At 72.8% G+C, this 25,720-nt stretch carries 27 protein-coding genes; 14 read left to right on the forward strand and 13 right to left on the reverse strand.

Going from position 1 to position 25,720, the window contains the following annotated elements; genetic code table 11:
• Positions 1-62: 62 nt before the first annotated feature.
• The 5 genes from ABZ464_RS34980 to ABZ464_RS35000 all read left to right on the forward strand — a co-directional run bounded on the left by ABZ464_RS34980 (position 63) and on the right by ABZ464_RS35000 (position 4,803).
• The gene (locus ABZ464_RS34980) at positions 63-1,592 is read left to right on the forward strand and encodes an aldehyde dehydrogenase (NADP(+)) (protein ID WP_359283925.1); all 1,530 of its coding nucleotides are present in this window, start codon (positions 63-65) and stop codon (positions 1,590-1,592) included.
• 101 nt (positions 1,593-1,693) lie between these two features.
• A complete protein-coding gene (locus tag ABZ464_RS34985; protein WP_359283928.1) occupies positions 1,694-2,302 on the forward strand; it encodes a DUF1349 domain-containing protein in 609 nt (202 codons plus the stop codon).
• Between the two features lie 43 nt (positions 2,303-2,345).
• Positions 2,346-2,861 (forward strand): GNAT family N-acetyltransferase, encoded by a 516-nt coding sequence (locus ABZ464_RS34990; RefSeq protein ID WP_359283930.1) that lies wholly within the window; start codon positions 2,346-2,348, stop codon positions 2,859-2,861.
• Positions 2,862-2,937: 76 nt separating this feature from the next.
• Entirely contained in the window at positions 2,938-3,654 is a 717-nt protein-coding gene (locus tag ABZ464_RS34995) for a DsbA family oxidoreductase (RefSeq protein ID WP_359284010.1), read from the forward strand.
• A gap of 96 nt (positions 3,655-3,750) precedes the next feature.
• The gene (locus ABZ464_RS35000; RefSeq protein ID WP_359283933.1) at positions 3,751-4,803 is read left to right on the forward strand and encodes an aminotransferase class V-fold PLP-dependent enzyme; all 1,053 of its coding nucleotides are present in this window, start codon (positions 3,751-3,753) and stop codon (positions 4,801-4,803) included.
• An 8-nt stretch (positions 4,804-4,811) separates the two neighbouring features.
• Here ABZ464_RS35000 and ABZ464_RS35005 read toward each other — a convergent pair whose 3' ends face one another.
• Both ABZ464_RS35005 and ABZ464_RS35010 read right to left on the reverse strand, forming a co-directional pair.
• Entirely contained in the window at positions 4,812-6,446 is a 1,635-nt protein-coding gene (locus tag ABZ464_RS35005) for an IS200/IS605 family accessory protein TnpB-related protein (RefSeq protein ID WP_359283935.1), read from the reverse strand.
• Positions 6,439-7,014 carry an IS607 family transposase gene (locus ABZ464_RS35010; RefSeq protein WP_359283937.1) on the reverse strand — a complete coding sequence of 192 codons (576 nt, stop codon included), beginning with the start codon at positions 7,012-7,014 and terminating at the stop codon, positions 6,439-6,441. The genes ABZ464_RS35005 and ABZ464_RS35010 overlap by 8 nt, the downstream gene beginning before the upstream one ends.
• Positions 7,015-7,142: 128 nt before the next feature.
• On the opposite strand from ABZ464_RS35010, the gene ABZ464_RS35015 reads away from it, so the two are divergent.
• Both ABZ464_RS35015 and ABZ464_RS35020 read left to right on the forward strand, forming a co-directional pair.
• Positions 7,143-7,760, forward strand: a complete 618-nt coding sequence (locus ABZ464_RS35015) for a sigma-70 family RNA polymerase sigma factor (protein ID WP_359283939.1) — start codon at positions 7,143-7,145, stop codon at positions 7,758-7,760.
• Between the two features lie 97 nt (positions 7,761-7,857).
• Positions 7,858-8,961 carry a maleylpyruvate isomerase N-terminal domain-containing protein gene (locus ABZ464_RS35020; RefSeq protein WP_359283942.1) on the forward strand — a complete coding sequence of 368 codons (1,104 nt, stop codon included), beginning with the start codon at positions 7,858-7,860 and terminating at the stop codon, positions 8,959-8,961.
• Positions 8,962-8,970: 9 nt separating this feature from the next.
• Here the strand turns inward: ABZ464_RS35020 and thpD are convergent, their stop codons facing one another.
• The 6 genes from thpD to ABZ464_RS35050 form a co-directional block, all read right to left on the reverse strand.
• Positions 8,971-9,858: an ectoine hydroxylase gene (thpD, locus tag ABZ464_RS35025; protein WP_359283945.1), complete on the reverse strand. Its 888-nt coding sequence runs from the start codon at positions 9,856-9,858 to the stop codon at positions 8,971-8,973.
• A 5-nt stretch (positions 9,859-9,863) separates the two neighbouring features.
• The gene (locus ABZ464_RS35030) at positions 9,864-10,283 is read right to left on the reverse strand and encodes an ectoine synthase (protein WP_359283948.1); all 420 of its coding nucleotides are present in this window, start codon (positions 10,281-10,283) and stop codon (positions 9,864-9,866) included.
• On the reverse strand, positions 10,280-11,569 hold the full coding sequence (gene ectB, locus ABZ464_RS35035; protein ID WP_359283950.1) for a diaminobutyrate--2-oxoglutarate transaminase: 1,290 nt from the start codon (positions 11,567-11,569) through the stop codon (positions 10,280-10,282). Before ectB ends, ABZ464_RS35030 begins: the two co-directional genes overlap by 4 nt.
• 34 nt (positions 11,570-11,603) lie before the next feature.
• On the reverse strand, positions 11,604-12,158 hold the full coding sequence (ectA, locus tag ABZ464_RS35040; protein ID WP_359283952.1) for a diaminobutyrate acetyltransferase: 555 nt from the start codon (positions 12,156-12,158) through the stop codon (positions 11,604-11,606).
• A gap of 219 nt (positions 12,159-12,377) precedes the next feature.
• Positions 12,378-12,467 (reverse strand): DUF664 domain-containing protein, encoded by a 90-nt coding sequence (locus ABZ464_RS35045; protein WP_359284012.1) that lies wholly within the window; start codon positions 12,465-12,467, stop codon positions 12,378-12,380.
• Positions 12,458-13,558: an aminotransferase class V-fold PLP-dependent enzyme gene (locus tag ABZ464_RS35050; protein ID WP_359283954.1), complete on the reverse strand. Its 1,101-nt coding sequence runs from the start codon at positions 13,556-13,558 to the stop codon at positions 12,458-12,460. Before ABZ464_RS35050 ends, ABZ464_RS35045 begins: the two co-directional genes overlap by 10 nt.
• Positions 13,559-13,733: 175 nt before the next feature.
• Between ABZ464_RS35050 and ABZ464_RS35055 the strand changes: the two genes are divergently transcribed.
• The 6 genes from ABZ464_RS35055 (at position 13,734) to ABZ464_RS35080 (ending at position 18,981) form a co-directional block, all read left to right on the forward strand.
• Positions 13,734-14,597, forward strand: coding sequence for a transporter substrate-binding domain-containing protein (locus tag ABZ464_RS35055; protein WP_359283957.1), 864 nt, complete (start codon positions 13,734-13,736; stop codon positions 14,595-14,597).
• The gene (locus tag ABZ464_RS35060; protein ID WP_359283960.1) at positions 14,594-15,427 is read left to right on the forward strand and encodes an amino acid ABC transporter permease; all 834 of its coding nucleotides are present in this window, start codon (positions 14,594-14,596) and stop codon (positions 15,425-15,427) included. The genes ABZ464_RS35055 and ABZ464_RS35060 overlap by 4 nt, the downstream gene beginning before the upstream one ends.
• The gene (locus tag ABZ464_RS35065; RefSeq protein ID WP_359283962.1) at positions 15,424-16,194 is read left to right on the forward strand and encodes an amino acid ABC transporter ATP-binding protein; all 771 of its coding nucleotides are present in this window, start codon (positions 15,424-15,426) and stop codon (positions 16,192-16,194) included. The genes ABZ464_RS35060 and ABZ464_RS35065 overlap by 4 nt, the downstream gene beginning before the upstream one ends.
• A gap of 40 nt (positions 16,195-16,234) precedes the next feature.
• Positions 16,235-16,873 (forward strand): hypothetical protein, encoded by a 639-nt coding sequence (locus tag ABZ464_RS35070; protein WP_359283963.1) that lies wholly within the window; start codon positions 16,235-16,237, stop codon positions 16,871-16,873.
• Between the two features lie 5 nt (positions 16,874-16,878).
• Positions 16,879-17,973: an amidohydrolase family protein gene (locus tag ABZ464_RS35075; RefSeq protein ID WP_359283965.1), complete on the forward strand. Its 1,095-nt coding sequence runs from the start codon at positions 16,879-16,881 to the stop codon at positions 17,971-17,973.
• Between the two features lie 135 nt (positions 17,974-18,108).
• Positions 18,109-18,981, forward strand: a complete 873-nt coding sequence (locus tag ABZ464_RS35080) for an SCO1860 family LAETG-anchored protein (RefSeq protein WP_359283967.1) — start codon at positions 18,109-18,111, stop codon at positions 18,979-18,981.
• A 108-nt stretch (positions 18,982-19,089) separates the two neighbouring features.
• On the opposite strand, the gene cobC is transcribed toward ABZ464_RS35080, so the two are convergent.
• Genes cobC through cobM form a run of 5 tightly spaced genes read right to left on the reverse strand, consistent with a single transcriptional unit; the run spans position 19,090 to position 24,864 of the window.
• Positions 19,090-20,151, reverse strand: a complete 1,062-nt coding sequence (gene cobC / locus ABZ464_RS35085; RefSeq protein ID WP_359283968.1) for an Rv2231c family pyridoxal phosphate-dependent protein CobC — start codon at positions 20,149-20,151, stop codon at positions 19,090-19,092.
• Positions 20,141-21,067, reverse strand: a complete 927-nt coding sequence (locus ABZ464_RS35090; RefSeq protein WP_359283971.1) for a sirohydrochlorin chelatase — start codon at positions 21,065-21,067, stop codon at positions 20,141-20,143. The genes cobC and ABZ464_RS35090 overlap by 11 nt, the downstream gene beginning before the upstream one ends.
• Positions 21,068-21,125: 58 nt before the next feature.
• Positions 21,126-22,817, reverse strand: a complete 1,692-nt coding sequence (gene cobJ, locus ABZ464_RS35095) for a precorrin-3B C(17)-methyltransferase (protein ID WP_359283973.1) — start codon at positions 22,815-22,817, stop codon at positions 21,126-21,128.
• A complete protein-coding gene (gene cbiE, locus ABZ464_RS35100; RefSeq protein ID WP_359283976.1) occupies positions 22,814-24,049 on the reverse strand; it encodes a precorrin-6y C5,15-methyltransferase (decarboxylating) subunit CbiE in 1,236 nt (411 codons plus the stop codon). Before cbiE ends, cobJ begins: the two co-directional genes overlap by 4 nt.
• The gene (gene cobM / locus ABZ464_RS35105; RefSeq protein WP_359283977.1) at positions 24,046-24,864 is read right to left on the reverse strand and encodes a precorrin-4 C(11)-methyltransferase; all 819 of its coding nucleotides are present in this window, start codon (positions 24,862-24,864) and stop codon (positions 24,046-24,048) included. The genes cbiE and cobM overlap by 4 nt, the downstream gene beginning before the upstream one ends.
• A 127-nt stretch (positions 24,865-24,991) precedes the next feature.
• Between cobM and ABZ464_RS35110 the strand changes: the two genes are divergently transcribed.
• Positions 24,992-25,720, forward strand: coding sequence for a ZIP family metal transporter (locus ABZ464_RS35110; protein ID WP_359283979.1), 729 nt, complete (start codon positions 24,992-24,994; stop codon positions 25,718-25,720).

A 25,720-nucleotide genomic window follows, 5' to 3' on the forward strand; every position in this document is an offset into this window, starting at 1 on the left:
AACATCCCTGGTGAATCAGCCAGTACCAAACGTGGCCAGTAGCAAGCGTGGAGGGACCCGCGGTGGCAGCAGCACCAGTCTGGAGTGTCGACCCCCGAACCGGGAAGCAGCGTGAACAGGTTGCGGTGGAGGCCACGGCCCAGGAGGTGGACACCGTCGTCCGCGCCGCGCACGCCACGCGCGGCTCCCTCGCCGACCGTGCCGTCCGCGCCGCCTTCCTGCGCACCGCCGCCGACAAGCTGGAGGCGGCCAGGGAACAGCTGGTCGAGGTCGCCGACGCGGAGACCGCGCTCGGCCCGGTGCGGCTGAACGGCGAGCTGGCCCGCACCTGCTACCAGCTGCGCGCGTTCGCCGGGATCGTCGACGAGGGCGCCTTCCTCGACGTCGTCGTCAACCACCCCGACGACACCGCGACCCCGCCGATCCCGGACCTGCGCCGCTACAAGGTGCCGCTGGGCGTCGTCGCCGTCTACTCGGCCTCCAACTTCCCCTTCGCCTTCTCCGTCGCCGGCGGCGACACCGCGAGCGCGCTCGCGGCGGGCAACCCGGTCGTCGTCAAGGCGCACCCCGACCACCCGGCCCTGTCCGAGCTGGTCGCCAAGGTCCTGCGCACGGCCGCAGCCGCGCACGGCATCTCCGAGGACGTCCTCGGTCTCGTGCACGGCTTCGAGGCCGGCGTCGAGCTCATCAAGCACCCGCTGGTCGCCGCGGCCGGCTTCACCGGGTCCATCCGGGGCGGACGCGCGCTGTTCGACGCGGCGGCGGCCCGGCCGGCGCCGATCCCCTTCCACGGCGAACTGGGCTCGCTGAACCCCGTCGTGGTCACCGAGGCCGCCGCCGCCGAGCGCGCGGAGGCCATCGGCACGGGCCTCGCCGGCTCGATGACCCTGGGCGTCGGCCAGTTCTGCGTCAAGCCCGGACTGGTCCTCGTACCGTCCGGCGCGGCCGGCGACGGGCTGGTCAAGTCGCTCACGGACGCGGTGAGCGCCACCGAGGCGGGCGTGCTGCTCGACCACCGGATGCGGGACAACTTCATCGCCGGGGTGGCCGAGCGGGCGGAGCTGCCCGAGGTCGAGTCGCCGGTGACGCCCGGCGCGGGCTCGGAGCACACCGTCAGCGCGGGCTTCCTCACGGTGCCGGCGGCGCGGCTGGCCGAGGAGGGTGCGTACGACCTGCTGCTGGAGGAGTGCTTCGGGCCGGTCACCGTGGTGGCCCGCTACGAGGACGACGGCGAGGTCAGGGCGGTGCTGTCGCGACTGCCGGGCAACCTCACGGCGACCGTGCAGCTGTCCGACGAGGAGGCCGCCGGGGAGGGGCGCGGCGGGGAGATCCTCGCCGAGCTGACGCCGCTGGCGGGGCGTGTGCTGGTGAACGGGTGGCCGACCGGCGTCGCCGTCGCCGCCGCCCAGCACCACGGTGGGCCCTACCCGGCCACGACGTCCACGTCCACCTCCGTGGGCGGCACCGCGATCGAGCGGTGGCTGCGGCCCGTCGTCTACCAGAACACCCCGGCCGCGCTGCTGCCGGTGGAGCTTCGGGACGAGAACGAGCTGGGGCTGCCGCGGCGGTTCAACGGGAGTTTGGAACGATGACGCCGTAGGGGTGCGGTCGCTTGCGGGCTGCGGGCCGGCTGTGGCCGGTCGCGCAGTTCCCCGCGCCCCTGAGGTACTCCGGTCGCCTGGATAATCAGATCATGGACGTCTCGCTTCCCGAACTGCCTTTCCCCCTCCGTACGTACGGTCCCGATGGGCACTGGGCCCATGAGGACGGGGTGCTCAGTGCCTGGGCCGGGCCCCGGCAGGATCGGTTCGTCACGCCCACCGGGGAGGCGCTGGAGCCCGCCGGGGACGCGCCCCGGCTGCTCGGGGCGCCCGAGGGGGACTTCCAGCTGATCGCCCGGGTCACCGTGGGGTTCAACTGGGCGTTCGACGCGGGGGTGCTGTACGTCCAGGTCGGCGAACGCGCCTGGGCCAAGCTCTGTCTGGAGTACTCGCCGGATGTGGCGACCGTCTGCACGGTCGTCACCCGGGGGCACTCCGACGACGCCAACTCCTTCACCGTGGACGGGAGTTCGGTCTGGCTGCGGGTGAGCAGGACCGGGCGGGCCTTCGCCTTCCACGCCTCCCGGGACGGCAAGCGCTGGACCTTCGTCCGGCTGTTCACGCTGGGCGACGAGAAGGAGACCGGCGCCGCCCTGGTCGGCTTCATGACCCAGTCGCCGATGGGCGAGGGCTGTGTGGTGACATACGACCACATCGAGTTCCGGGACAGCTGGCCGGACGATCTCCGGGACGGCAGCTGAGCGGGGGCGGAACCGGTCCGGCCGCCGCCACGTCCTCCGGGGCATGATCGGAGAAACCCCCACCCCGAGCCGCGTCATCCGCACCGCCGTGCCCGCCGAGGCGGAGGCCGTCGCCGCGCTGCACGCGCGGGCCCGGGCCACCTACTACCCCGACGGCGTCCCGCAGGACGGCACCGACTGGCTCGCCACCTGGCGCACCGCCCTCGCCCGGCCCGACGGACAGGTGCTGTGCGTCGTGGAGCAGGGGCGGATCGTCGCCCTGGCCTCCTTCCGGGTGCCGGAGGGCGCCGGCGCGGACACGGTCAAGCTGTTCCAGTTCCATGTCGACCCCGACCACTGGCGGGCGGGCGTCGGTACGGCCCTGCACACCGCCTGTGTGGAGCAGTGGCGGGCCGACGGCCGCCGTACGGCCGTGCTCGACGTGCATGTGGACAACCGCCGCGCCCAGGCCTTCTACGCGCGTCAGGACTGGGTCCCGGACCCGGAGAACCCGCCCGCGGAGGACGACCACCACCTGTACCTGCGCTTCTCCGTGGGAGGGGGGCGGGGCGGGGAATGAACCCTGCTGCTTGAACGTTCATGCACTCGGCGGAGGGAGTCTCCGTCCCCCGTACGAGCTGGAGAGAGCCGAGAAGATGCGCGTCGAGATCTGGTCGGACATCGCCTGTCCCTGGTGCTACGTCGGCAAGGCCCGCTTCGAGAAGGCCCTCGCCGCCTTCCCGCACCGCGAGCAGGTCGAGGTGGTGCACCGCTCCTTCGAGCTCGACCCGGGACGCGCCAAGGGCGACGTCCAGCCCGTGATCACGATGCTCACCAAGAAGTACGGCATGAGCGAGCAGCAGGCCCAGGCCGGCGAGGAGAACCTGGGCACGCAGGCCGCCGCCGAGGGGCTGGCGTACCGGACCCGGGACCGTGACCACGGCAACACCTTCGACATGCACCGCCTGCTGCACTTCGCCAAGGAGCAGGGCCGCCAGGACGAGCTGATCCAGCTCCTCTACCGGGCGAACTTCGCCGAGGAGCGGTCCGTCTTCACCGAGGGCGACGAGCGGCTCGTGGAGCTGGCCGTCGAGGCCGGTCTGGACGCCGACGCCGCCCGCGAGGTCCTCACCGACCGGACGAGGTACGCCGACGACGTCCGCGCCGACGAGCGCGAGGCCGCCCAGCTCGGCGCCAACGGCGTCCCCTTCTTCGTCCTGGACCGCGCCTACGGCGTCTCCGGTGCCCAGCCCGCCGAGGTCTTCGCCCAGGCGCTCACCCAGGCCTGGGGCGACCGCTCCCCGCTGAAGCTGATCGACGACGGCGGCGCCGAGGCCTGCGGCCCGGACGGGTGCGCGGTGCCCCGGCACTGAGAAACGCAGGTCGGGGCGGACGTATAAGCGTTCCTTAGGAGTTCCGCGCAGAAATCCGCAATGGACTTGGACATCGCCCGGCCGCACAGTGGTGCCATGGAAACCTTCGAGAGCCTCGTCCGGTCCGAGTTCGCCCCGAAGAACACCTTCCTGAACACCGCGAGCAACGGGCTGCTGCCGGCCCGTACCGTGGCGGCCCTGCACGAGGCCGCCCTGGTGCGGGCCGAAGGCAGGCCGCTGACCTCGCTGTACGCCGACGTCGAGGCGGCCCGCGCCGCCTACGCCCGGCTGGCCGGCGTCCCCGTCGAGCGGGTCGCGGCCGGGGCCTCGGTCGCCGCCCACACCGGGGTGATCGCCGCCTCGCTGCCCGCCGGCGCCGAGGTGCTCACCGCCGAGGACGACTTCACCTCCGTCCTCAACCCGTTCCATGTCCGCGGCGACCTCAAGGTGCGCTCCGTCCCCCTCGAGCGGATCGCCGAGTCCGTCCGCCCGGGCACCGCGCTCGTCGCCGTCAGCGCCGCCCAGTCCGCCGACGGACGGATCGCCGACCTGCCCGCGCTGCGCGAGGCGGCCCGCGACCACGGGGCCCGCACCTACGTCGACTTCTCCCAGGCCGCCGGCTGGCTGCCCCTGGACGCCGGCGCGTACGACTACACCGCCAGCGTCTCCTTCAAATGGCTGCTCGGCCCGCACGGGGCGGCCTTCCTCGTCCTCCCGGAGGACTTCGGCGGGCTGACCCCGGTGCTGGCCGGCTGGGTCGCGGGCGAGCGGCCCTGGGACAGCTGCTACGGACCCGTGACCGAACTCGCCCACTCGGCACGGCGGTTCGACCTCACCCACGCCCTCTTCACCTACGCCGGCCTGCGCCGCTCCCTCGAACTCCTCGAGGAACTCGGCGTGGACGCCGTACGCGCCCACGACCTCGCCCTCGCCGACCGCTTCCGCGCCGGACTCGCCTCCCTGGGCCACGAGCCCGTGCCCGCCCCCGGCTCCGCGATCGTCTCCGTGCCCGGACTCGGCGCGCGTCAGCCCGAGTTGAGCGAGGCCGGCATCGAGGTGTCCAACCGCGCGGGCAACCTGCGCGCCTCCTTCCACCTCTACAACACGCCCGCCGACGTCGACCGCCTGCTGGACGCGCTCTCGGGCTGAGACCGTTCCTAATCAGTGAGCAGGAGTGAGTCTTGGACCCAAGCCTGTGCACTGCGGACATCCCGAACGGTTCTGGATGTCCTGGTCTCCCGCTTTCGCTCTGTATCTGGCTGCACGGATCGTGTCCGTGGTCCGGGAATACGGGGGCGGGTTCCCTCACGCCTTGGGGTGGCCGGTCGGGCCTGGACGGTCCGATGCCCCGCACGATCACTCTGGTCGTGCGGGGGCGGTGCCGTCCGTCGCCGGATCGGGTGCCCTTGGGCGCGTCGTCCGATCGCGATGCTCGCGGCATCGTGACGGGTGGTCTTTCGGTTCTTCGAGGTGAGGAGCTGCTGCCAGTGCTGGGCGCCCCAGCGGCTGGTGTAGGCCGGGTCCACGGCGATGATCGCGATACCGGTCCGGTCGGCCATCGAGGTCAGGCGGGCGCGAAGTTTTCCGGTGGGGATGCCGGAGATGATCTGTCGGAAGCGGCGCCGGCGGCCGTGCTTCTCGCGGGTCTTCTCGGCGGTGAAGTCCAGGTCTTCGACGGCGATGGCCTTCACGCCACAGGCCTTGGCCCAGTTCAGCAGGCGCGTCAGGGCGTGGCGGACTTGGGCGTCGCGGTGGTCGGCATTGCCGGACAGGTCGTAGGAGAAGCGGCGCGGCCGGCCGGTCGGGTTGCCGTGGGTGTCGAGGCGCCAGGCGGCGAGGTGGTCGGCGTTGGTGTCGACACCGATCACCCCGTCGGCCAGGGCGGACGTGATCGGGATGGTCTTCGTCGGGGCGTACTGCCAGGACGCGGTGATGTACCAGCGGCCCCGGTCCGCATCGAAGTGGATGCGGTACGCGATGGCCCGGTTGGCTTCGACGCGGTCGGCCCACTCGGGGCCGCGGTGCGGGAAGGAGACCTTGCCCGCGAGGACATACCGGCCGCGTGGGGCGTTGGCCAGATGAGCCAGCGGGGCGGGCAGCTTGATCGACACCTCCCCGTCCGGGGTGATGCGGATCGTTTCGTTGCCGAACCGCTTCCCGCTCTCGCCGTCGGCGGCCAGGAACCAGCGCTCCGCCTCCCAGCGTTCCCGCCACCGCTCGGCGGTGAGCTGGGCGGCAGCCAGGTTGTGCCTGCCCCGGGCAAGCCGCTTGCCGCCCCGCACCACGCGCACGCGGCCGTGTCCACGGTCGGCGCGTTCGCGCTCCAGCCGGTCTTCGAGCACACGCAGGCGGCGCCTCTTGTGGAACCACTCGCCCTGGGAACGGTAGCCGCCGGGGGCCTTCTTCGTGGCCTTCGCGCCGATCGGCTGCGACAGGCGGTGCGCGATCGTCCTGATCCCGGCTTCGAGATTCTGGATGTGCGCGAGCTGGCCGCGACGCGAGAGCGCCCACTGATCGTGAGTGGCTTTGGTGACAGCGCCGGCCCAGCGCGCCGACGACTTCGGCGTCAGCGAGCGTTTCCGCGCGGCCCACGTATCGGTGGAGTGCTCCAGACCATCCCGGCAGCGGGCCACGAGGTCCTTCGACGCGAGCGAACCCATGTGCGCGCCGACCAGACGGAGAACTTCCTCATCCTCGGCGGCCAGGTGCCCCAGCCGGTCCCGGATCGCCACACCGGCAGGGCCGAGGGACACGAACGACGGCGCGATCTCGCGGAGTGCAAAGTCAGCCATGCTCGGCGGCCTCCAACGCCTTGCGGGCACGGTTCTTCGCCGACCGGCGGCCGTACAGGCGGGCGCAGAGCGAAGTCAGCACCTCCACCATGTCACGCACGAGGTCGTCTTCGGCCTCGTCGTCATCCAGGACGACGAGACGGCGGCCGTGTGCGGACAGGGCAGCCTCGACGAGTTCGACGTTCATGCGGCCGAGCCGGTCCTTGTGCTCCACGACCACGCAGGTCACGTCCGGATCGGCCAACAGGCGACGGACCTTGCTGCGACTGCCGTCCATACCCGAGCCGATCTCGCACTCGACCCGGACGACCTTGCCGCCCGCCTTGGCCGCCCATCCGGACAACCGGGCCAACTGCCGCTCCAGATCGCCCTTCTGGTCGTGCGAGGAGACGCGGACATACAGCCCCAGGCCACCCACCGCTTCCGGAGCGGTGCCGGTCTCGATGTTCACCAGGATCGTGCGCGGCCCGACCCGCTGAGCCGGTACCGGCAACGTCCCCTCACGGAACCAGCGATACGCGGTCTGCGGATGCACGCCCTGCGTCTTCGCCCATTCCGTCAGGTTCACACTCCGACAACGACACTCACTCATGCATGGTTACGCTCACTTACTCGATCTCAAGGGCCAGCAGGTGAAGACCCCCTTGCCGCCCACGCGCCCGGGACGCTAGGAAGGCACCAGGGGTGGTGGTGCCGGTGGATCACACGGACACGGAGACGGACGGTACGTCCTTGCCGCCGGCCGCCGGGGCGGAACTGCACCGGCGGCTGGTGTACGGGGACGCGGCCGCGCTGGCCGAGACGTACGCCGTGTACGGCGGGCTGGTGCGACGGATCGCCCTGCGCGTCACCCGCAGCCCCGCCGCCGTCGAGGACATCGCCCAGGAGGTCTTCACGGAACTGTGGTCCAGGCCGTACGCCTACGACGCGCGCCGGGGCAGCCTGCGCACCTGGCTGTCGATGCTCGCGCACCGGCGGGCCGTGGACTGGGTGCGCCACGAGGCACGGCACCGCAAGGCGGGCCCCGCCGACGACAGCGCCCTGCACACCCTCCCGGACGGGGCGCCCGGCCCCGACGAGACGGTCATGGACCGCGAGCGCTCCCTGCTGCTGCACTCCGCGCTCGCCGAACTCCCGCCGCCCCAGCGGGAGGTGGTGCACCTCGCCTACTTCGCGGGCCGCACCTACCGCGAGGCCGCCGCCGAACTGGGCATCCCCGAGGGCACCGCCAAGACCCGGCTGCGCACGGCCCTGCGCAGACTGGCCGAGACCCTGGCCGACCCGCCCGAACCGTCCCTGGAGCGAGGCGCATGAGGGCGACGGCGCGGACGGCGCAGGCCGTGGAGACGGCGCAGACCCTGGAGATGGCGAAGACGGCCGAGAGGGCCGAGACGGCGGAAGGAGGCGACCGGTGAGCACCCACAGCGGGCAGGACGACGCATACGACCACGACGACGCAGACGACCACGACGCGCTGCGCGACCTGGTGGCCGCCGCGGCCTTCGACGCCGTCACGCCCGCCGAGCGGGAGAGCATGGCGCGGCACCTGGGCGACTGCGCCGAGTGCGCGGCCGAGGCGGACCGGCTGCGCGAGACCGTACGCCTCCTGGACGTGCCGCCCGGGGACGGCACCGGGACCGGGGCCGGGACAGTGGCCGACGACGTGGTGGCCGGGCTGTTTCACGGCCGTCGTCGCCCGGGGCGTACGTCCCGCCCGCCGGCCACGCCGGTGGCCGAGCACGCCGCCGCCTACGCCGGAGCCGTGGCCGCCCTCACCGCACTGCTGCCCGAGGTGGACGGTACCGGCGGACCCGGCCGCTGGAAGGTCCCGGTCGTGCACGACTGGAACGTCCAGGCCACCCTCGCCCATCTCCTCGCCGCCGACGAACAGCTCGCGGTGCGGCTCGGAGTGGAGCCGCGGGTGCCGCCGTCACCGTTCGTGGACGGCGAGCACTGGGAGACGTACTGGAACCGGCGCACGGCCGACACCGTCCGCCATGAACTCCGGTACCCACCCGAGCACACGAGCGCCGCCTGGCAGGCCCAGGCGGCGGCGCTGCTCGCCGCACCCGAGGCCCACGACCCCGAACGCGCGGCGCGGCCGGTGGAGTTGATGGGGATGCGGCTGCCCGTCGCCGAGCACTTCGCCGTCCGGGCCTTCGAGACCTGGATCCACACCGACGACATCGGCCGCGCCCTCGGCCTGCACGTTCCGCCGCCGCCCGCGCCGCAGCTGGCGTGGTTGGTAGGGCTGGCGGTGGGCGCCCTCGGCCAGATCCTGGGCCCCGCCGCGCCGCCCGTGCGCCTCACGGTCACCGGCATCGGTGAGTGGACCCTGGGCGGCGCCGACGCCGGCACCGGTCAGGTGCGGGCCGAACTCGCCCTGGAACCGGTCGAGTTCTGCTTCCTGGCGGGCGGCCGACGCGCCCCGGCCACGGCGGTGCACACGGCCACGGGCGACGCCGCCGCCGTACGGAACGTACTGGAGCGGACGGCGTCGCTGGCGTGGCTGTGACCCCGGCCCTCACTGCACCGGTGTGAAGTCCCTGGCGCCGATGAACTCCGGCCGCCGCACCGGCGCCGCGAACGGCTCCACCGCCGCGTTCTCCACGCTGTTGAACACGATGAAGACGTTGCTGCGCGGGAACGGCGTGATGTTGTCGCCCGAGCCGTGCATCGCGTTGCAGTCGAACCAGGTCGCCGAACCCGCCCGGCCGGTGAACAGCCGGATGCCGTACGCGCCCGCCAGCGCGGTCAGCGCCTCGTCCGACGGGGTGCCCGCGTCCTGCATCTGGAGCGACTTCTTGTAGTTGTCCTTCGGGGTGGCGCCCGCGCAGCCGAGGAACGTCCGGTGCGAGCCCGGCATGATCATCAGGCCGCCGTTGGTGTCGAGGTTCTCGGTCAGCGCGATCGACACGGACACCGTCCGCATGCCCGGCAGCCCGTCCTCGGCGTGCCAGGTCTCGAAGTCGGAGTGCCAGTAGAAGCCGCCGGCCCCGAAGCCCGGCTTGACGTTGATCCGGGACTGGTGGACGTACACGTCCGAGCCGAGGATCTGCCGGGCCCGCCCGACGACCCGCTCGTCCCGCACCAGCGCCGCGAACACCGGGCTCAGCCGGTGCACCTCGAAGACCGAGCGGATCTCCTTGGAGCGGGGTTCCACGATCGACCGCTCGTCGGCCCGGATCTCCGGGTCGGTGACGAGCCGCTCCAGCTCGTGCCGGCAGACGGCCACCTCGTCGTCGCTGATGAGCTGTTCGACGGTGAGGAAGCCGTCGCGCTCGTACGTCTGGAGTTCGGCCGCCGGGATCGGGCCCGGGGTGCTGGGGGAGCCCCAGACGACGGGGTCCCGGCGGGGGACGGACACCTCGGTGGTGCCGCGGGTGGGATAGAGATCGGTGACGGTGGTCATGACGGTCACACCTCCTCGGGTGCGGTGGGCTCGGGCTCGGTGAGCAGGGGATAGACGCCGTTCTCGTCGTGGTCCTCCCGGCCCGTCACGGGCGGGTTGAACACGCAGAGGCAGCGGAAGTCCTCCAGGGCGCGCAGCGTGTGCCGCTCATGCCCGTCCAGGAGGTACATGGTTCCGGGGGTGATCGTGTACGACCTCCCGGTCTCGTGGTCGGTGAGCTCGGCGGCGCCCTCCACACAGACCACGGCCTCGATGTGGTTGGCGTACCACATCGACGTCTCGGTGCCGGCGTACAGAATCGTTTCGTGCAGGGAGAATCCGACGCGCTCCCGGGCCAGCACGATCCGCTTGCTCTCCCAGGTGCCGGACGCGGCCCGCACATGCCGGTCGGTGTCCTCGATGTCCTCGAACGAACGGACGATCATCGTGTCCCTCCCCGCCGGACGGTCTCCCGGACGGCCCGGGCGAGGACGCTGAGCCCCTCGTCCAGCTCCTCCGGGGTGATGGTCAGGGCCGGCAGCAGCTTGACGACCTCGCTCTCCGGGCCGGAGGTCTCGATCAGCAGCCCCAGTTCGAAGGCGCGCCGCGCGACCCGCGAGGCCCGCTCCTTCTCATGGAACTCCAGCCCCCACACGAGACCGCGCCCCCGGTACTCCTTCACATCGGCGAGGTTCTCCTCGGTGACCGAGATCAGCGCCTCCTCCACCTGCTCGCCGCGCGCCCGGGTCTGCTTCTCCATCACCGGCCCGTCGGCCCAGTACGCCTCGAGCGCGGCCGTCGCCGTGACGAACGCCGGGTTGTTGCCGCGGAAGGTGCCGTTGTGCTCGCCCGGCTCCCACACGTCCAGCTCCGGCCGGAACAGACACAGCGACATGGGCAGCCCGTACCCGCTGATGGACTTCGAGACGGTGACGATGTCGGGCGTGATCCCGGCCTCCTCGAAGGAGAAGAACGCGCCGGTGCGCCCGCACCCCATCTGGATGTCGTCGACGATCAGCAGCATGTCCTGCCGCTCGCACAGCTCCTTGAGGGCGCGCAGCCACGCGGTCCGGGCCACGTTGATGCCGCCCTCGCCCTGCACGGTCTCCACGATCACCGCGGCCGGCTTGTTGAGCCCGGACCCCTGGTCCTCCAGGAGCCGCTCGAACCACAGGAAGTCCGGGACGGTCCCGTCGAAGTAGTTGTCGAAGGGCATCGGCGTGCCGTGCACGAGCGGAATCCCGGCCCCGGCCCGCTTGAAGGCGTTCCCGGTGACGGCCAGCGATCCGAGCGACATGCCGTGGAAGGCGTTGGTGAACGACACGATCGCCTCGCGCCCCTTCACCTTCCGCGCCAGCTTCAGCGCGGACTCCACCGCGTTGGTGCCGGTCGGCCCCGGGAACATCACCTTGTACGGCAGGTCGCGGGGCCGCAGCACCAACTGCTGGAAGGTCTCCAGGAACGACCGTTTGGCGACGGTCGACATGTCGAGCGCGTGGGTGACCCCGTCCCGCGCCAGATAGTCGATCAACGCCCGTTTCAGTACGGGGTTGTTGTGGCCGTAGTTGAGGGATCCGGCGCCGGCGAAGAAGTCGAGGTACCGGTGGCCGTCCTCGTCGTACATGAGGCTGCCCTGCGCACGGTCGAAGACGGCGGGCCAGCCGCGGCAGTAGCTGCGCACCTCGGACTCGAGGGTCTCGAACACGCTGAGGTCGGGCTGGGTGATGGTCACGACGAATCGCTCCTCGGTGTGGGGGACTGAGGGATCAGCGGGAGTGGGAGTGGGGGTGGAGGTGGGGGTGGGGGTGGGGGTGGGGGTGGGACAGGGGGCCGATGCGGTACAGCACCTCGGGATCGTGCGGCCCGTCCGGGAACAGCCCGGCGCCGAACAGCACCTCGCGGCCGACCTGGGCGCCGTGCCGGGCGGCGTACGAGGTGAACAGCCGCTCGGAGGCGGTGTTGCCCGGGGTGATGGTGGTCTCGACGGCGGTGATCGGGCCCTCGGCCGCGAGCCGCGCCGTCAGTCCGTCGAGCAGCGCGGCGGCCAGACCGCGGCCCCGGTACGCGGTGTCCACGGCCACCTGCCAGACCAGCAGGGTGCGGGGGTCCGCCGGCCGGACGTACCCGGTGACGAACCCGACCGGTTCCCCGCCCTCCGCACGCACCACCGCCGAGGTGCCGGCGAAGTCGCGGCACCACAGCAGATAGCTGTAGGACGAGTTCAGATCCAGGCTTCCGGATTCCTTGGCAATACGCCAGAGTGCGGCGCCGTCGGCCACGGACGGGCGGTCGATGAGGAGGTCTGCTGGTGCGGCAGTCATGCGGAAGGAACTTACCCAGGCGAATTCAATAACGCATGGAGAGGCCGTGGGGATTCCGTGATGCAGCCGGAGTGCGAAGCTGTTTTGCGGCTTTTGCGATAGGAAAAAAGCCGCAAAACGCCCTGCCTGTGCAATACGTCACGCAAGTCGAAGGGGTGAAAAAACTCCCGGGTTTAGCAAGGGGAAATGCGGGCAGAAGAACTTGGGAATTCCCTGAATTCAGACGCCGGTAACTCCGTCGATATATTCCCGGAGAATGTCCGCGTGACCGTTGTGCCGGGCGTACTCGTCAGGCCCCGCTACGCCCAGGCCTCCTCCACCGCCCGCAGCGCCGCCGTCATGTCCACCTCGAGGCCCGACTCGGTCAGCGCGGTGCCCAGGGCCACCAGGCCTCCCCGCACCGCACCCCGTGTCGCGTCCACCCCGTAGTGGTTGACCCGGACCATCTCCTTGGCCAGCGCACCCCCGCCCGCCGCCAGCGGCAGCGCGGGGTCCACCGCCAGCGCCCGGCCCACCAGCTCCGACGCCACCACACCCGCGGGGACCCGCAGGGTCGTGGCGACAGGTGCCGCCTCCGCCGCCCGGTCGACGTACGGCTCCAGACCCCCGCCCAGCGCCACCGCCCCCGCCCGGGTCGCCGCCGCGGCTCTCGCGTGCCGGCGCATCACGGTCTCCGGCCCTTCCGCCTCGATCCGCTCCACGCACGCCTCCAGCGCCAGCATCTCCAGCTGCGCCGGGGCGTGCGGCAGCGCCGCGCGTCCGCCGTCGATCCACCGCGCCTTCCAGTCCAGCAGCGAGAGGTACGACCGCCGCGGCGCCCGCGGGTTCGCCGCCATCCGCGCCCACGCCCGCTCACTGACCGACACCGCGGACACGCCCGCGGGCCCGCCCATCGCCTTCTGCGCGCCGATCACGCACAGGTCGACGCCCCACGCGTCCGGCAGCACCGGCTCGGCCCCCACGGAGGCCACGGCGTCCAGATAGAACAGCGCGCCCCGCTCCTTCACCACCTCACCGATCTCCGCGACCGGGTTGGTGTTGCCGGTCGCGGCCTCCGCGTGCACCAGCGACACGAAGTCGATCTCCGGGTGCTCGGCGAACGCCTCCCGGATCCGCGCCGCCGTCACCGCCGTGTGGAACGGCACCGCCAGATCGATCACCGTGGCGCCGCAGTCCCGCAGCCAGTCGCCGAAGGTCTGTCCGTACGGACCGGTGATCACGTTCAGCGCGGTCGTACCCGGACCCGCCGTCCCCCGGATCGCCCCCTCCAGCGGCAGCAGCGCCTCGCCCTGCATGATCACGACGTCCTGCTCGGTGCCCAGCAGCCGCGCCACCCGGTCCTCGATCGACGCGAAACGGGCGGCGCTCAGCGGGGCCAGGTCCAGGAACGGGTGCGTCACGGCGGTGCTCTCTTCTCACTCACGGGGTATGAGGTCACGAGAGTAACCGCGACCCCACCCCGACCCCCGACCGATGACTTCTCAGGCCGAACGGCCCCGTAGCCATCGGTTTGGTTTGAGAGACCCAAACATCTCCTTATAATCGGAACCCATAGTTCCCTCACAGGAGGTCCTCGTGAACACCGTCCCCGGCCGCCGGGCCCGCGCCCTGCCCCGCGTCCTGGCCGCCCTCACCGCGACGGCCGGGCTGGTGCTCGTGTCCGCCTGCACCTCCAGCGACAACGGCTCGAGCGGCTCCAAGACCGCCGCCGGCGGGGTCGAGCTGGTCAAGGCCGGACAGCTCACCACCTGCACCCACCTCCCGTACCCGCCGTTCCAGTCGGAGATCGACGGCAAGGTGCAGGGCTTCGACGTCTCGCTGATCGACCTGGTCGCCAAGGACCTCGGAGTGAAGCAGCAGATCCTCGACACCCCGTTCGAGAACTTCAAGACGGGCGCCTTCCTCAACGCCGGTGAGTGCGACCTGGCCGCGGCCGGCATGACCATCACCGAGGAGCGCAAGAAGAACGTCGACTTCTCCGACCCGTACTTCGACGCCACCCAGGCCGTCCTGGTCGACAAGAACGCCGGGGTGAACTCCCTCGCCGACGTGAAGTCCAAGAACGTCAAGCTGGGCGCCCAGGCGCAGACCACCGGCGAGGACTACGCCAAGGAGCAGGGCTTCGACCCGGTCTCCTTCGAGTCCTCCGACGCCGTCCTCAACGGACTGCGCACCGGCCAGGTCAAGGCCGTCGTCATCGACTACCCGGTGGTCCAGGGCTGGCTGAAGGACAAGGCCAACGCGGACGCCTTCACCGTCGTCGACAACCTCAACACGGGGGAGCAGTACGGCTTCACGGTGAAGAAGGGCAACACCAAGCTGCTCGCCGCCATCGACAAGGCGCTCGCCGACGCCAAGGCGGACGGCACGTACAAGAAGCTCTACGAGCAGTGGATCGGCCCCTACGACGAGTCGGCCGCGTCGCCGTCCGCGTCATGACCGCCGCGGACGTACCGCTCCAGCCGAAGAAGAAGGGCCTGACCCGGCGCCAGAAGCGCAGACTGTCCCGGGGCGCGCAGTACGTCGTCTTCGTCGCCGCCGTGATCGCCTTCGCGGTCTCGGCGGACTGGGACCGGCTGCAGAACCAGTTCGCCCAGTGGGACATCGCGCAGCAGATGTTCCCGGACGTCATCACGCTGGCCCTGAAGAACACCGTGCTGTACACGGTGTCCGGCTTCGCCGTCGGACTGGCGCTCGGCATGCTGATCGCACTGATGCGGCTGTCCTCCGTCGGCCCCTACCGCTGGCTGGCCGGGATCTACATCGAGATCTTCCGCGGACTGCCCGCCCTGCTGATCTTCATCTTCATCGGGGTGGCCGTCCCGCTGGCCTTCCCCGGCACGGAGATCGTCGGCGGGACGTACGGCAAGGTCGCCCTCGCGCTCGGCCTGGTCGCCGCCGCCTACATGGCGGAGACGATCCGCGCGGGCATCCAGGCCGTCCCCAAGGGACAGCTGGAGGCGGCCCGTTCGCTGGGCTTCTCGCCCGCCCGGGCCATGGTCTCGATCATCATCCCGCAGGCCTTCCGGATCATCCTGCCGCCGCTCACCAACGAACTCGTCCTGCTCTTCAAGGACTCCTCGCTGGTGCTGTTCCTCGGTGTCACCCTGGAGGAGCGCGAACTGTCCAAGTACGGCCGCGACCTCGCCAGCACCACCGCCAACTCCACCCCCATCCTGGTCGCGGGCCTGTGCTACCTGCTGGTGACCATCCCGCTCGGCTTCGTCGTGCGCCGTATGGAGGCCAAGGCCCAGGAGGCCGTGCGATGAGCCGACCGGAGATCCAGGTAAAGGGCCTGCACAAGTCCTTCGGCGCCAACGAGGTGCTGCGCGGCATCGACCTGGAGATCGCCCAGGGCGAGGTCGTCTGCGTCATCGGCCCCTCCGGCTCCGGCAAGTCGACCCTGCTGCGGTGCGTGAACCTGCTGGAGGAGCCGAGCAAGGGCCAGGTCTTCGTCGGCGGCACGGAACTCACCGATCCCGACGTCGACATCGACGCCGTACGCCGCCGGATCGGCATGGTCTTCCAGCAGTTCAACCTCTTCCCGCACCTGACGGTGACCGAGAACCTCACCCTGCCGCAGCGCCGGGTGCTGCGGCGCGACAAGGCGAGTGCCGCCCGGACCGCCGCGGAGAACCTCGAACGCGTCGGGCTCTCGGAGAAGGCCGACGCCTACCCCGCCTCCCTCTCCGGCGGCCAGCAGCAGCGCGTCGCGATCGCCCGCGCGCTCGCCATGGGCCCCGAGGTGATGCTGTTCGACGAGCCGACCTCGGCGCTCGACCCGGAACTGGTCGGGGACGTCCTCGCGGTCATGCGGATGCTCGCCCGGGAGGGGATGACCATGATGGTCGTCACCCATGAGATGACCTTCGCCCGCGAGGTCGCCGACCGGGTCGTCTTCATGGACGGCGGCGTGGTCGTCGAGGACGGCACCCCCGCCCAGGTCATCGGCAGCCCGCGGAACGAGCGCACGCGTCACTTCCTCTCCCGGCTGCTCGACCCGGCGATGGCGGAGGTGGAGGAGGGAAAGTCCTGACGGGGGCCGATTGTCAGTGCTCTGTGACAGGCTGCGGAGCATGACCGAGATCACCTCTCTCGAATGGGACGAGACCGTCGCCGTGTTCGAGCGCCGGGGCCTGCCCGAGTCGTCGTACGAGAACCTCCACGACGAGACCTACGAACTGCGCCCCGGCCCGCTGACGATCCGGGGCGCGCTCGACCTGGACGCGGAGGGCTGGACGGAGGACACGGGCGTCGTCGTCGACGGCGACCTCACCGTCGAGGGCAATCTCCTCAACACGGACGACGGCTGCCCCGCGCTGATCGTCCTCGGCGACCTCAAGGCGGCCAACGTCTACCTCGAAGGGGATGTGAAGCTGCTGGTGCTGGGCTCGGTCACGGTGGAGGGCGCCTTCATCGGGAACATGACCGACAAGCTGGTGATGATCGAGGGCGATCTGAAGGCCGCCGTGACCGTGCTGTCGAGCGAGTTCGAACCCGATCTGATAGGCGGCACCCTGCACGGCCCGGTCCTCGCGCCCGCCTACCTCGACCTCGCCCAGGACGTCGACCCGGCCGCCCTCCTGGTCCCCGAGGTGCTCCGCGCCGACGGCGAGGACGATACCGACGAGCTGCGCTGCTTCGACGCCCCGAGGGTGCACGGCGGCCGACTGCTGGCCCGTATCGATGAGGGACTGCCCGTCGTCCTAGGCTGACGCCCATGAGCGATCACGCGGTGCTGCACGTGAAGGGCAGGGTCCTGGCCGGACCCGACGACATCCGCGACGAACTGTGGGTCGTCGCCGGCCGGATCTCCTACGACCGTCCGGCCGGCGCCCGCGACGTGCGGACCGTCCAGGGCTGGGCCCTGCCCGGCCTGGTCGACGCCCACTGCCATGTCGGCCTCGGACCCGAGGGCCCCGTCGCGGCGGACGTCGCCGAGAAGCAGGCGCTGACCGACCGGGAGGCCGGCACCCTGCTGATCCGCGACGCCGGCTCGCCCTCCGACACCCGCTGGGTCGACGACCGCGACGACCTCCCGAAGATCGTCCGGGCCGGCCGGCACATCGCCCGCACCCGCCGCTACATCCGGGGCTACGCCCACGAGATCGAGCCCGAGGACCTCGTCGCGTACGTCGCCCAGGAGGCGCGGCGCGGCGACGGCTGGGTCAAGCTCGTCGGCGACTGGATCGACCGCGAGGCGGGCGACCTCGCCCCCAGCTGGCCCCGGGAGGCGGCCGAGGCGGCCATCGCGGAGGCACACCGTCTGGGCGCCCGGGTCACCGCCCACTGCTTCGCCGAGAACTCGCTGCGCGACCTCGTCGAGTCGGGCATCGACTGCATCGAGCACGCGACGGGCCTCACCGAGGAGCTGATCCCGCTCTTCGTCGAACACGGCGTCGCGATCGTCCCCACCCTCGTCAACATCGCGACCTTCCCCCAGCTCGCCGCGGGCGGCGAGGCCAGGTTCCCGCGCTGGTCGGCCCATATGCACCGGCTCCACGAGCGCCGCTACGACACCGTGCGCGCCGCCCACGACGCCGGCATCCCGGTCTTCGTCGGCACCGACGCCGGCGGCACCCTTCCGCACGGGCTGGTGGCCGCCGAGGTGGCGGAGCTGGTGACCGGGGCCGGCCTCCCGCCCCTGGTGGCGCTCGCCGCGACCACCTGGGACGCGCGCCGCTGGCTGGGCCGCCCCGGCCTCGACGAGGGCGCCCCGGCCGACCTCGTCGTCTACGACGCCGACCCGCGCGCCGACGTCCGCGTCCTCGCGGCACCCCGCCGGGTGGTGGTCAACGGCAGGGTCGTGGGCTGAACATCCGTGTCACGCGAGTCGAAGACACGTACGACAAACTCACGTTGGAGTGAACTCCCGTCGGCTCGCTGACCGTTCACCCCTCGTACGTAATTCTTGCGGGGTCCCGAAGCGTCTCTTCCGGGGGTCCCGCCCATGAGCACCCTGTCCTTCCGCATGCCCGCACTCCGTCTCGCCGCCGTCGCGGCGGCCGCCGCCCTCGCCGGCGCGGGCCCGGCGCACGCCACCGCCGCCGAGGGCAGCGCGAGCGCCGCCGTCCTGCGCACCGGCCTCGACGTGGCCCTGGTCGACAGAACGGTCGAGATGCCCCTCGCCGTCTCCCTCAACGAAGTACGCGCACCGCAGCGCACCGCGAGGACCGAGGAGAAGACCGCGCTGACGGCCCGGTTGGACGGCGTCGACGGCGGAGAGTCCTTCGGTGTCCTGCGCGCCGACGTCGCCGAGGCGAGGGCCGCCGTCGACGACACGAAGGCCGAGGCCTCCACCCGGCTCGCCCGCGCCCGGCTGCACGTCCCCGGTCTGCCCCTGCTCTCCCTGATCGAGGTCGACGCGGTCACCTCGACGGCGACCTGCGAGGCGGGGAGGACCCCGGTGGCCACCTCCCGCCTCCCCGGCTCGGTGACGGTCCTCGGCAAGAAGGTCTCGGTGACCGCGGGCGGCCCCACGGACGTGAAGGTGCCCGGCGTGGGCGAGGTCCGGCTCGCGTGGTCCCAGCGCGAGACCACCTCGCGCACGGCCGCCGCGACCGCCCTGCGGCTCACCGTCTCCGTCAACCCGCTGAAGCTGAACGTCGCCGAGGTCACCGGCACGGTGACCCTGGCGGAGGCGCGCTGCGAGGCCCCGCCCGCGGCCCCCGAGCCCGACGTCAAGCCGCAGAGCGCGCCCGCCGGGGCCGACCTCGCCAGCACCGGCGGCAGCCCGCTCACCCCCTACCTCGCGGGCGGAGCGGCGGCGCTGCTGGCGGCGGGCGCGGCAGCGACGGCCCTGACCCGCCGACACCGCGGCTGAGAGCCAGGACGAGCTCCCCCCGGCCCCGGCCCCGGTCTTCCTGGCCCCGGCCTCGGTCTTGCCGGCCCCGGCCCGGTCTCCCCGGCCCCGGCCCCAGCCCCGGCTCCGTCAGCGGTCCGCCAGGGTCATCGATCGGTCCAGGGCCTGGAGGAACGAGTTGACCGTCGTCCGGTCCCGGACCGCGAGGCGCAGCCATTCCTCGTCGAGGCCGGGGAAGGTGTCCCCGCGCCGGACCGCGAACCCCAGATCCCGCAGGTGCCGGCGCACCGCGGACGCGCGCGGCAGCCGGATCAGCACGAAGGGGCCCTCGGCCGGTCCGGCGACCCGCACCCCGTCGGAGGCGAACTCCTCGAGGCCGGCGACGAGATGGGCCCGGTCCGTGGCGACCCGGTGCGCGGCGTGGGCCGCCTCCGCCAGCGCCCGGGGGGAGACGCACGCCTCCGCCGCGGCCAGCGCCGGCGTGGACACCGGCCACAGCGGCTGGGCGCGTTCCAGCGCGGCGATCGTCTCCGGGGCGGCGAGGACGTATCCGATCCGCAGCCCGGCCAGCCCCCAGGTCTTGGTGAGACTGCGCAGCACGACGAGCCCGGGTATGTCCGTGCGCCCGGCGAGGGCCTCGCGCTCGCCGGGCACCGCGTCCATGAACGCCTCGTCGACCACCAGCGTCCGCCCCGTCCGGGCCAGCCGGGCGATCGTCTCCGCCGGGTGCAGCACCGAGGTGGGGTTCGTGGGGTTGCCGATCACCACGAGGTCGGCCTCCTCGGGCACGGCCGCCGGATCCAGCCGGAAACCGTCCTCGGCTGGCAGCACCACCCGGTCCACGCTGTGCCCGGCGTCCCGCAGCGCCGCCTCCGGCTCCGTGAACTGCGGGTGCACCACCACCGGCCGGCGCACCTTCGACGCCCGCGCCAGCAGCACGAACGCCTCCGCCGCGCCCGCCGTCAGCAGCACCCGCTCCACCGGCAGCCCGTGCCGCGCCGCCACCGCCGCCCGCGCGGCCCGCCCGTCCGGGTAGGCCGCGAGGCCGGTCAGGGAGGCGGCGATGTGCTCGCGCAGCCAGTGCGGGGGCGTGTCCGCGCGCACGTTCACCGCGAGGTCGACCAGCGCGGAGCCGTCGTCGCGCACCTCGGCGTCCCCGTGGTGGCGGAGGTCGTGCCCGTCAGTGCGCATGGGCGTGTCCGCCGTGATGGTGGTGCCCGTGGTGGTGGCCGTCGTCGTCGGGGTGGAAGTGCGGCTGCTGCGCCAGGCCCACCTTGTCCTCGAACCCGGGCAGCGCGATCCGGTACACGCACGAGTCGCAGTTCATCCGCAGATCGCCCTTGAGCGCCTCCTCGTACCGCTCCATCACCAGGTCGAGCAGCTCCGGTTCGGGCCCGATGACGTCCGCCGAGCGGACCTCCACCTCCGGGTGCGCGGCCGCCCAGCCCTCGGTCTGCCGGCGCACCCGGTCCGGCAGGATGCCGGTGAAGAGGAAGTAGGGCAGGACGACGATCCGGCGTGCGCCCAGGCGTACGCACCGGTCCAGGCCGCTCGGCACGTCCGGCGCGGCCAGCGACACGAACGCCGTCTCCACGCCCGCGTATCCGCGCCCCTCCCACAGCAGCCGGGCCGCCTTGTGCACCTCGGCGTTGGCGTCCGGGTCCGTCGAACCACGCCCGACCAGCAGGACCGTGACGTCGGACCGGTCGTCGGGGGTGCGCCCCGCCGCAGCTCCCAGCGCCTCGTCGAGCCGTCGCTCCAGGACGTTCAGCAGCGCCGGGTGCGGGCCCAGCGGACGGCCGTAGGTGTACGAGATCCCCGGGTGCCGTTCCTTCTCGCGGGCCAGCGCGGCCGGGATGTCCCCCTTGGCGTGCCCGGCGGACACCAGCATCAGCGGGACGGCGGCGAACCGGCGCACCCCGCGCTCCACCAGCTCGGTCACGGCCTCGCCCAGCGGGGGAGGCGACAGCTCGATGAATCCGCCCGCGACGGGCAGCTCCGGGTGGCGGCGCCCCAGCTCCCGTACGAAGTCGCGGAACGCCTCGGCTCCGGCCTCGTCCCGGGTGCCGTGGCCGGCGATGAGCAGGGCGGGCGGCGGGGTGGTCACTGTTTCTCCTCAGCGGGAACGGGGTGCTTCGAAAGGGTCTGGTCGGGCAGCGGGCCGGTCACTTCGGTTCCTCCTGCCAGCGGTAGCCGCGGGGCGTCACCATGCGGCCCGCGACGGTGCGGGTCGCGGTGTTGCCCACGGTCACGACGGTCATCATGTCGACCGTCGCCGGGTCCAGGCCGGCCAGGGTCGTCACCCGGGCGGTGCCGTCCGGGCGGGAGGCGTTGCGCACGACCCCGACGGGCGTGCCCGGCTCCCGGTGCCCGGCGAGGATCGCGAGCGCCTTGGGCAGCTGCCAGTCGCGGCCCCGCGAACGCGGGTTGTAGAAGGTCACGACGAGGTCGGCCTCGGCCGCCGCCCGCACCCGCCGCTCGATGACCTCCCACGGCGTGTGCAGATCGGACAGGCTGATCGAGACATGGTCGTGGCCGAGGGGCGCGCCGAGCAGCGCGGCCGCCGCCAGCGCGGCGGTCACCCCGGGCACGCCGACCACGTCGATGTCCGCGGAGGCCTCGGCGAGCGCCGGGGAGGCCATGGCGTACACCCCGGCGTCCCCGCTGCCGATCAGCGCGACCGCGTGGCCCTTGCGGGCCTCCGCGACGGCCGTGCGCGCGCGTTCCTCCTCGGCGCCGAGACCCGACTCCAGGATCCGGGTGCCGGGCCGCAGCAGATCGCGGATCTGGTCGACGTACTGGTCGAGTCCCACGAGCACGGAGGCGCGCCGCAGCTCGTCCTTCGCGCGCGGGGTGAGCAGGTCCCGGGCGCCCGGCCCGAGCCCGACCACCGCGAGCCGCCCGCGCCCCGGACGCCGTACGACGGCACAGGTCGCCATCGCGGGGGAGCCGCCCGACTTCCGCTTGGGCACGAGGAGTTCGCCGCCCTCGCGCAGGGCGGCGGCCTCGGCGACGGAGGGCGTGCCGACGGCGGCGAGCGGCGCGTCGGAGGGGTTCGGCACCGCCACGGCGGCCAGGTCCTCGGCGGAGTACGTCACCACGGGCACCCCGAGCCGCGCGGCGGCCTCCAGGATGCCGGGCTCCTCGGCCTTGGCGTCCACGGTGGCGAGCGAGGCGACGCTACGAGGGGACAGTCCCGCCTCCCGCAGGGTGCCCCCGATCACCTCCAGGACCTCCTCGGCGGGGGCGCCCCTGGACGCGCCGACGCCGACGACGAGCGACGGCGGCCGCAGCAGCACCTCCCGGGCGCCGGGTGCGAGGGCACGGTCGGTGACCCGCACGGTGTACCCGCCCGGAGCGGGGGACTCCGTGAAGGGCAGCGGCGGCAGCGGCCACGCCAGCTCCGCCTCCAGCGCCACCGGCTCCCCGTCCAGCAGGGCCCGGGTCACCGCGGCGACCTCGCCCTCCACGGGCAGCCCGAGGGTGTCCAGGCCGGGGATGCCGACGGCGTCGGTCGCCGTGGTCACCACCGGCAGGGCGCCCAGCACCTCGGCCACCTCGACGGCGAGGTCATTGGCGCCGCCCGCGTGCCCGCCGAGCAGCGGCACGGCGAACCGTCCGCCCTCGTCGACGCAGACCACGCCCGGGTCGGCGGCCTTGTCGCCGAGCAGCGGGGCGACGAGCCGCACCACGGCCCCCGTGGCGAGGAAGCACACGAGCTGCCCGCACTCCGCGAACGCCCGCCGGACGGCGTCCCCCACGGGCCCGTCGTACACGCGCGTGCGGTCCGGCCACGCCACGGCCAGCCGGTCCCGCGCCGCCGCTCCCGCCGCGGTGGCGGAAATGAGGCCGATCACAGAGCAACTCCTTCACTGGACACGGGGGTGCGCACACCCCACAGCAGAAAAACGGGATTGGTCGCCGCTAGCCGGGTCACGTCCCCCGGCAGGGGAGCGAGCCGCGCGGACTGGAGCAGGACGCCGTCGACGTCGTACCCGGCGTCGAGGAGCGCGGCCCGCGCGGCCGGCACCCGGTCCAGTGCGGCCAGGGCGACCACCACCGTCCGCCGCGCCCGCCGCGCGCACACGCCCACGATGTCGGCCAGTTCACGCCCCCCGCCGCCCACGAACACGGCGTCGGGATCGTCGAGGGCGGCCAGCGCGTCCGGCGCGCTGCCGTGCACGACGTCGACGTACACCCCGTGCCCGTCGGCGTTGGCGCGGATCCTCTCCACCCCGTCCGCCGACCGCTCCACCGCGTCGACGGCGGCCCCGAGCCGGGCGCACTCCACGGCCACCGAGCCCGAGCCGGAGCCGACGTCCCACACCAGGTCGCCGGGGCGCGGCCCGAGCCGGGCCAGGGCCAGCGCCCGCACCTCGAACTTGGTGATCATCGAGTCGCGGTGCGCGAAGCCGTCCTCGGCCAGTGCCCACCCGGCCGGGCGGACGGCGGGCCCGGCGAGCGTCCGCACGGGAGAGAGGACCCGGCTCTCGTCCAGGCTGAGGACGACACTCACCGCCGTACCCCACTCCCGTTCGGCGGCCTCGGCGGCAAAGACCCGTACCACCCGCTCGCACTCCGGGTCGCCCAGCGCGGAGGCGACCACGAGCGTCCGCCCCGACCGCGCGAGCGCGGCCCCGAGTTCACCGGGCCCGGCGCCGGGACCGGTCAGCACGGCCACCTTCGGATGCGCCCGGCACACATGGACCGCCGTGCGCAGATCCCGCCCATGGGCGCTGACCACCACCGCGTCGTCCCAGGTCAGCCCCAGCCGGGCGAAAGCGGCGGCGACCGACGACACCCCGGGACGCACCTCGAGGCGGGCCGGCCCGAACCGCTCGGCGAGCGCCCGCACGATCCCGAAGAACCCCGGATCGCCCGAGGCCAGCACCACCACCGGCCGGTCCTTCGCGTCGTACTCCGCGATCGTCTCCAGGGCGGGCGCGAGCGGACCGAGGACGATCCGCTCGGCCCCGGCGGGCAGCCGTACGGCGTCCAGATGGCGCCGCCCGCCGACGACCAGCTCGGCGCCGGCCAGCTCCCCGGGGCCCGGCGGGGCGCCCGTACCCGTGCCGATGACCGTGATCATGTACTCGCCCCCCGCTCGCGCAGCGCCCGCCGCGCCTCGGGGTCGGCCTTGCGGAAGCCGTGGAAGTGACCCGGGTGGTACAGGTGGGAGCGGGTGCCGTGCGCGTCCAGGGCCGCGCCGACCAGGAAGAGGGTGTGCTTCCAGAGCTTGTGCTCCTTGACCGTCTCCTCCAGCGTCCCGATCGTGCACTTCACGACCAGTTCCTCCGGCCAGGTCGCCTGATACGCGACCACGACCGGGGTGTCCGTCGGATAGCCGCCCTCCAGCAGCTCCCGCACCAGCTGCCCGCTGCGCGCGGCCGACAGGAACACCGCCATGGTGGTGCCGTGCCGGGCGAACTCCCGCACCTCCTCACCGGGCGGCATCGGCGTCTTGCCGCCGCCCAGCCGGGTGAGGACCACGGACTGCGCGACCTCGGGGATCGTCAGCTCCCGCCGGGCGAGCGCGGCCACCGCCGAGAACGACGACACGCCCGGCACGATCTCGGTCGCGATCCCGAGCGCGTCGCACCGGTCGAGCTGCTCCTGGGTACCGCCCCACAGGGCGGGGTCGCCGGAGTGGATCCTGGCCACCCTCAGCCCGTCCCGCAGCGCCCGCTCGTACACGGCCACCACGTCCTCCAGGGACATCGCCGCCGAGTCGAGGATCTCCGCACCCTCCCGCGCATGGTCCAGGACCTCGGCCTGCACCAGGCTCGCGGCCCAGATCACGACGTCCGCCTCGGCGATGGCGCGCGCGGCGCGGAACGTCAGCAGATCGGCGGCGCCGGGGCCGGCACCGACGAAGGTCACCTTGCCGGCGGGGGCATCGGCCATGGTTTCGGGTCCTCTCATCACAGGTCACGACTCATAACGGGGCACTACGGGGCACAACGGGGCGTCGGGCGGGTCAGGGCAGTGGCCGGATGTGCGCGGCCGGGGGGTGATCGGATACGAAGGGCCCATGGCGGTCTTCGTCGCGCTCGGCGCGTTCCTCATGACGCTGGCCGGCGGCTGGACGGCACAACGTGTCACCGACCGCCGCCACCTCGTCCTCGGCCTGGCCGGCGGCCTGATGCTGGGCGTCGTCGGCCTGGACCTGCTGCCGGAGGCCCTGGAGGCGGCCGGCACCGAGGTCTTCGGCGTCCCGGCGGCGCTCCTGCTGTTCGTGGCGGGCTTCCTGCTGGCCCATCTGGTGGAACGCCTGCTCGCCGTGCGGCAGGCGGCGCACGGCGCCGACGAACACGACGGCCGCACCCCCGAGGTGGGCCTGACGGCCGCGGCGGCGATGGTCGGCCACAGCGCCATGGACGGCGTGGCGATCGGCGCGGCCTTCCAGGTCGGCGGCGGCATGGGCCTCGCGGTGGCCGTGGCGGTGATCGCCCACGACTTCGCGGACGGCTTCAACACCTACACGATCACGAGCCTGTACGGGAACGCGCGCCGACGAGCCCAGCTCATGCTGCTCGCGGACGCGGCGGCACCCGTGGCCGGCGCGGCGGCGGCGACCGTCGTCACCGTCCCGGAGCAACTGCTCGGCGGCTATCTCGGCCTCTTCGGCGGCGCGCTGCTCTACCTCGCGGCCGCCGAGATCCTCCCCGAGGCCCACCACGAACACCCCGCCCGCTCGACCGTGCTGTGCACGATCGCGGGCGCGGCCTTCATCTGGCTGGTGGTGGGCCTGGCGGCCTGA

The sequence above is a fragment of the Streptomyces sp. NPDC005820 genome, from assembly GCF_040630255.1.
Taxonomy (GTDB): Bacteria; Actinomycetota; Actinomycetes; order Streptomycetales; family Streptomycetaceae; genus Streptomyces.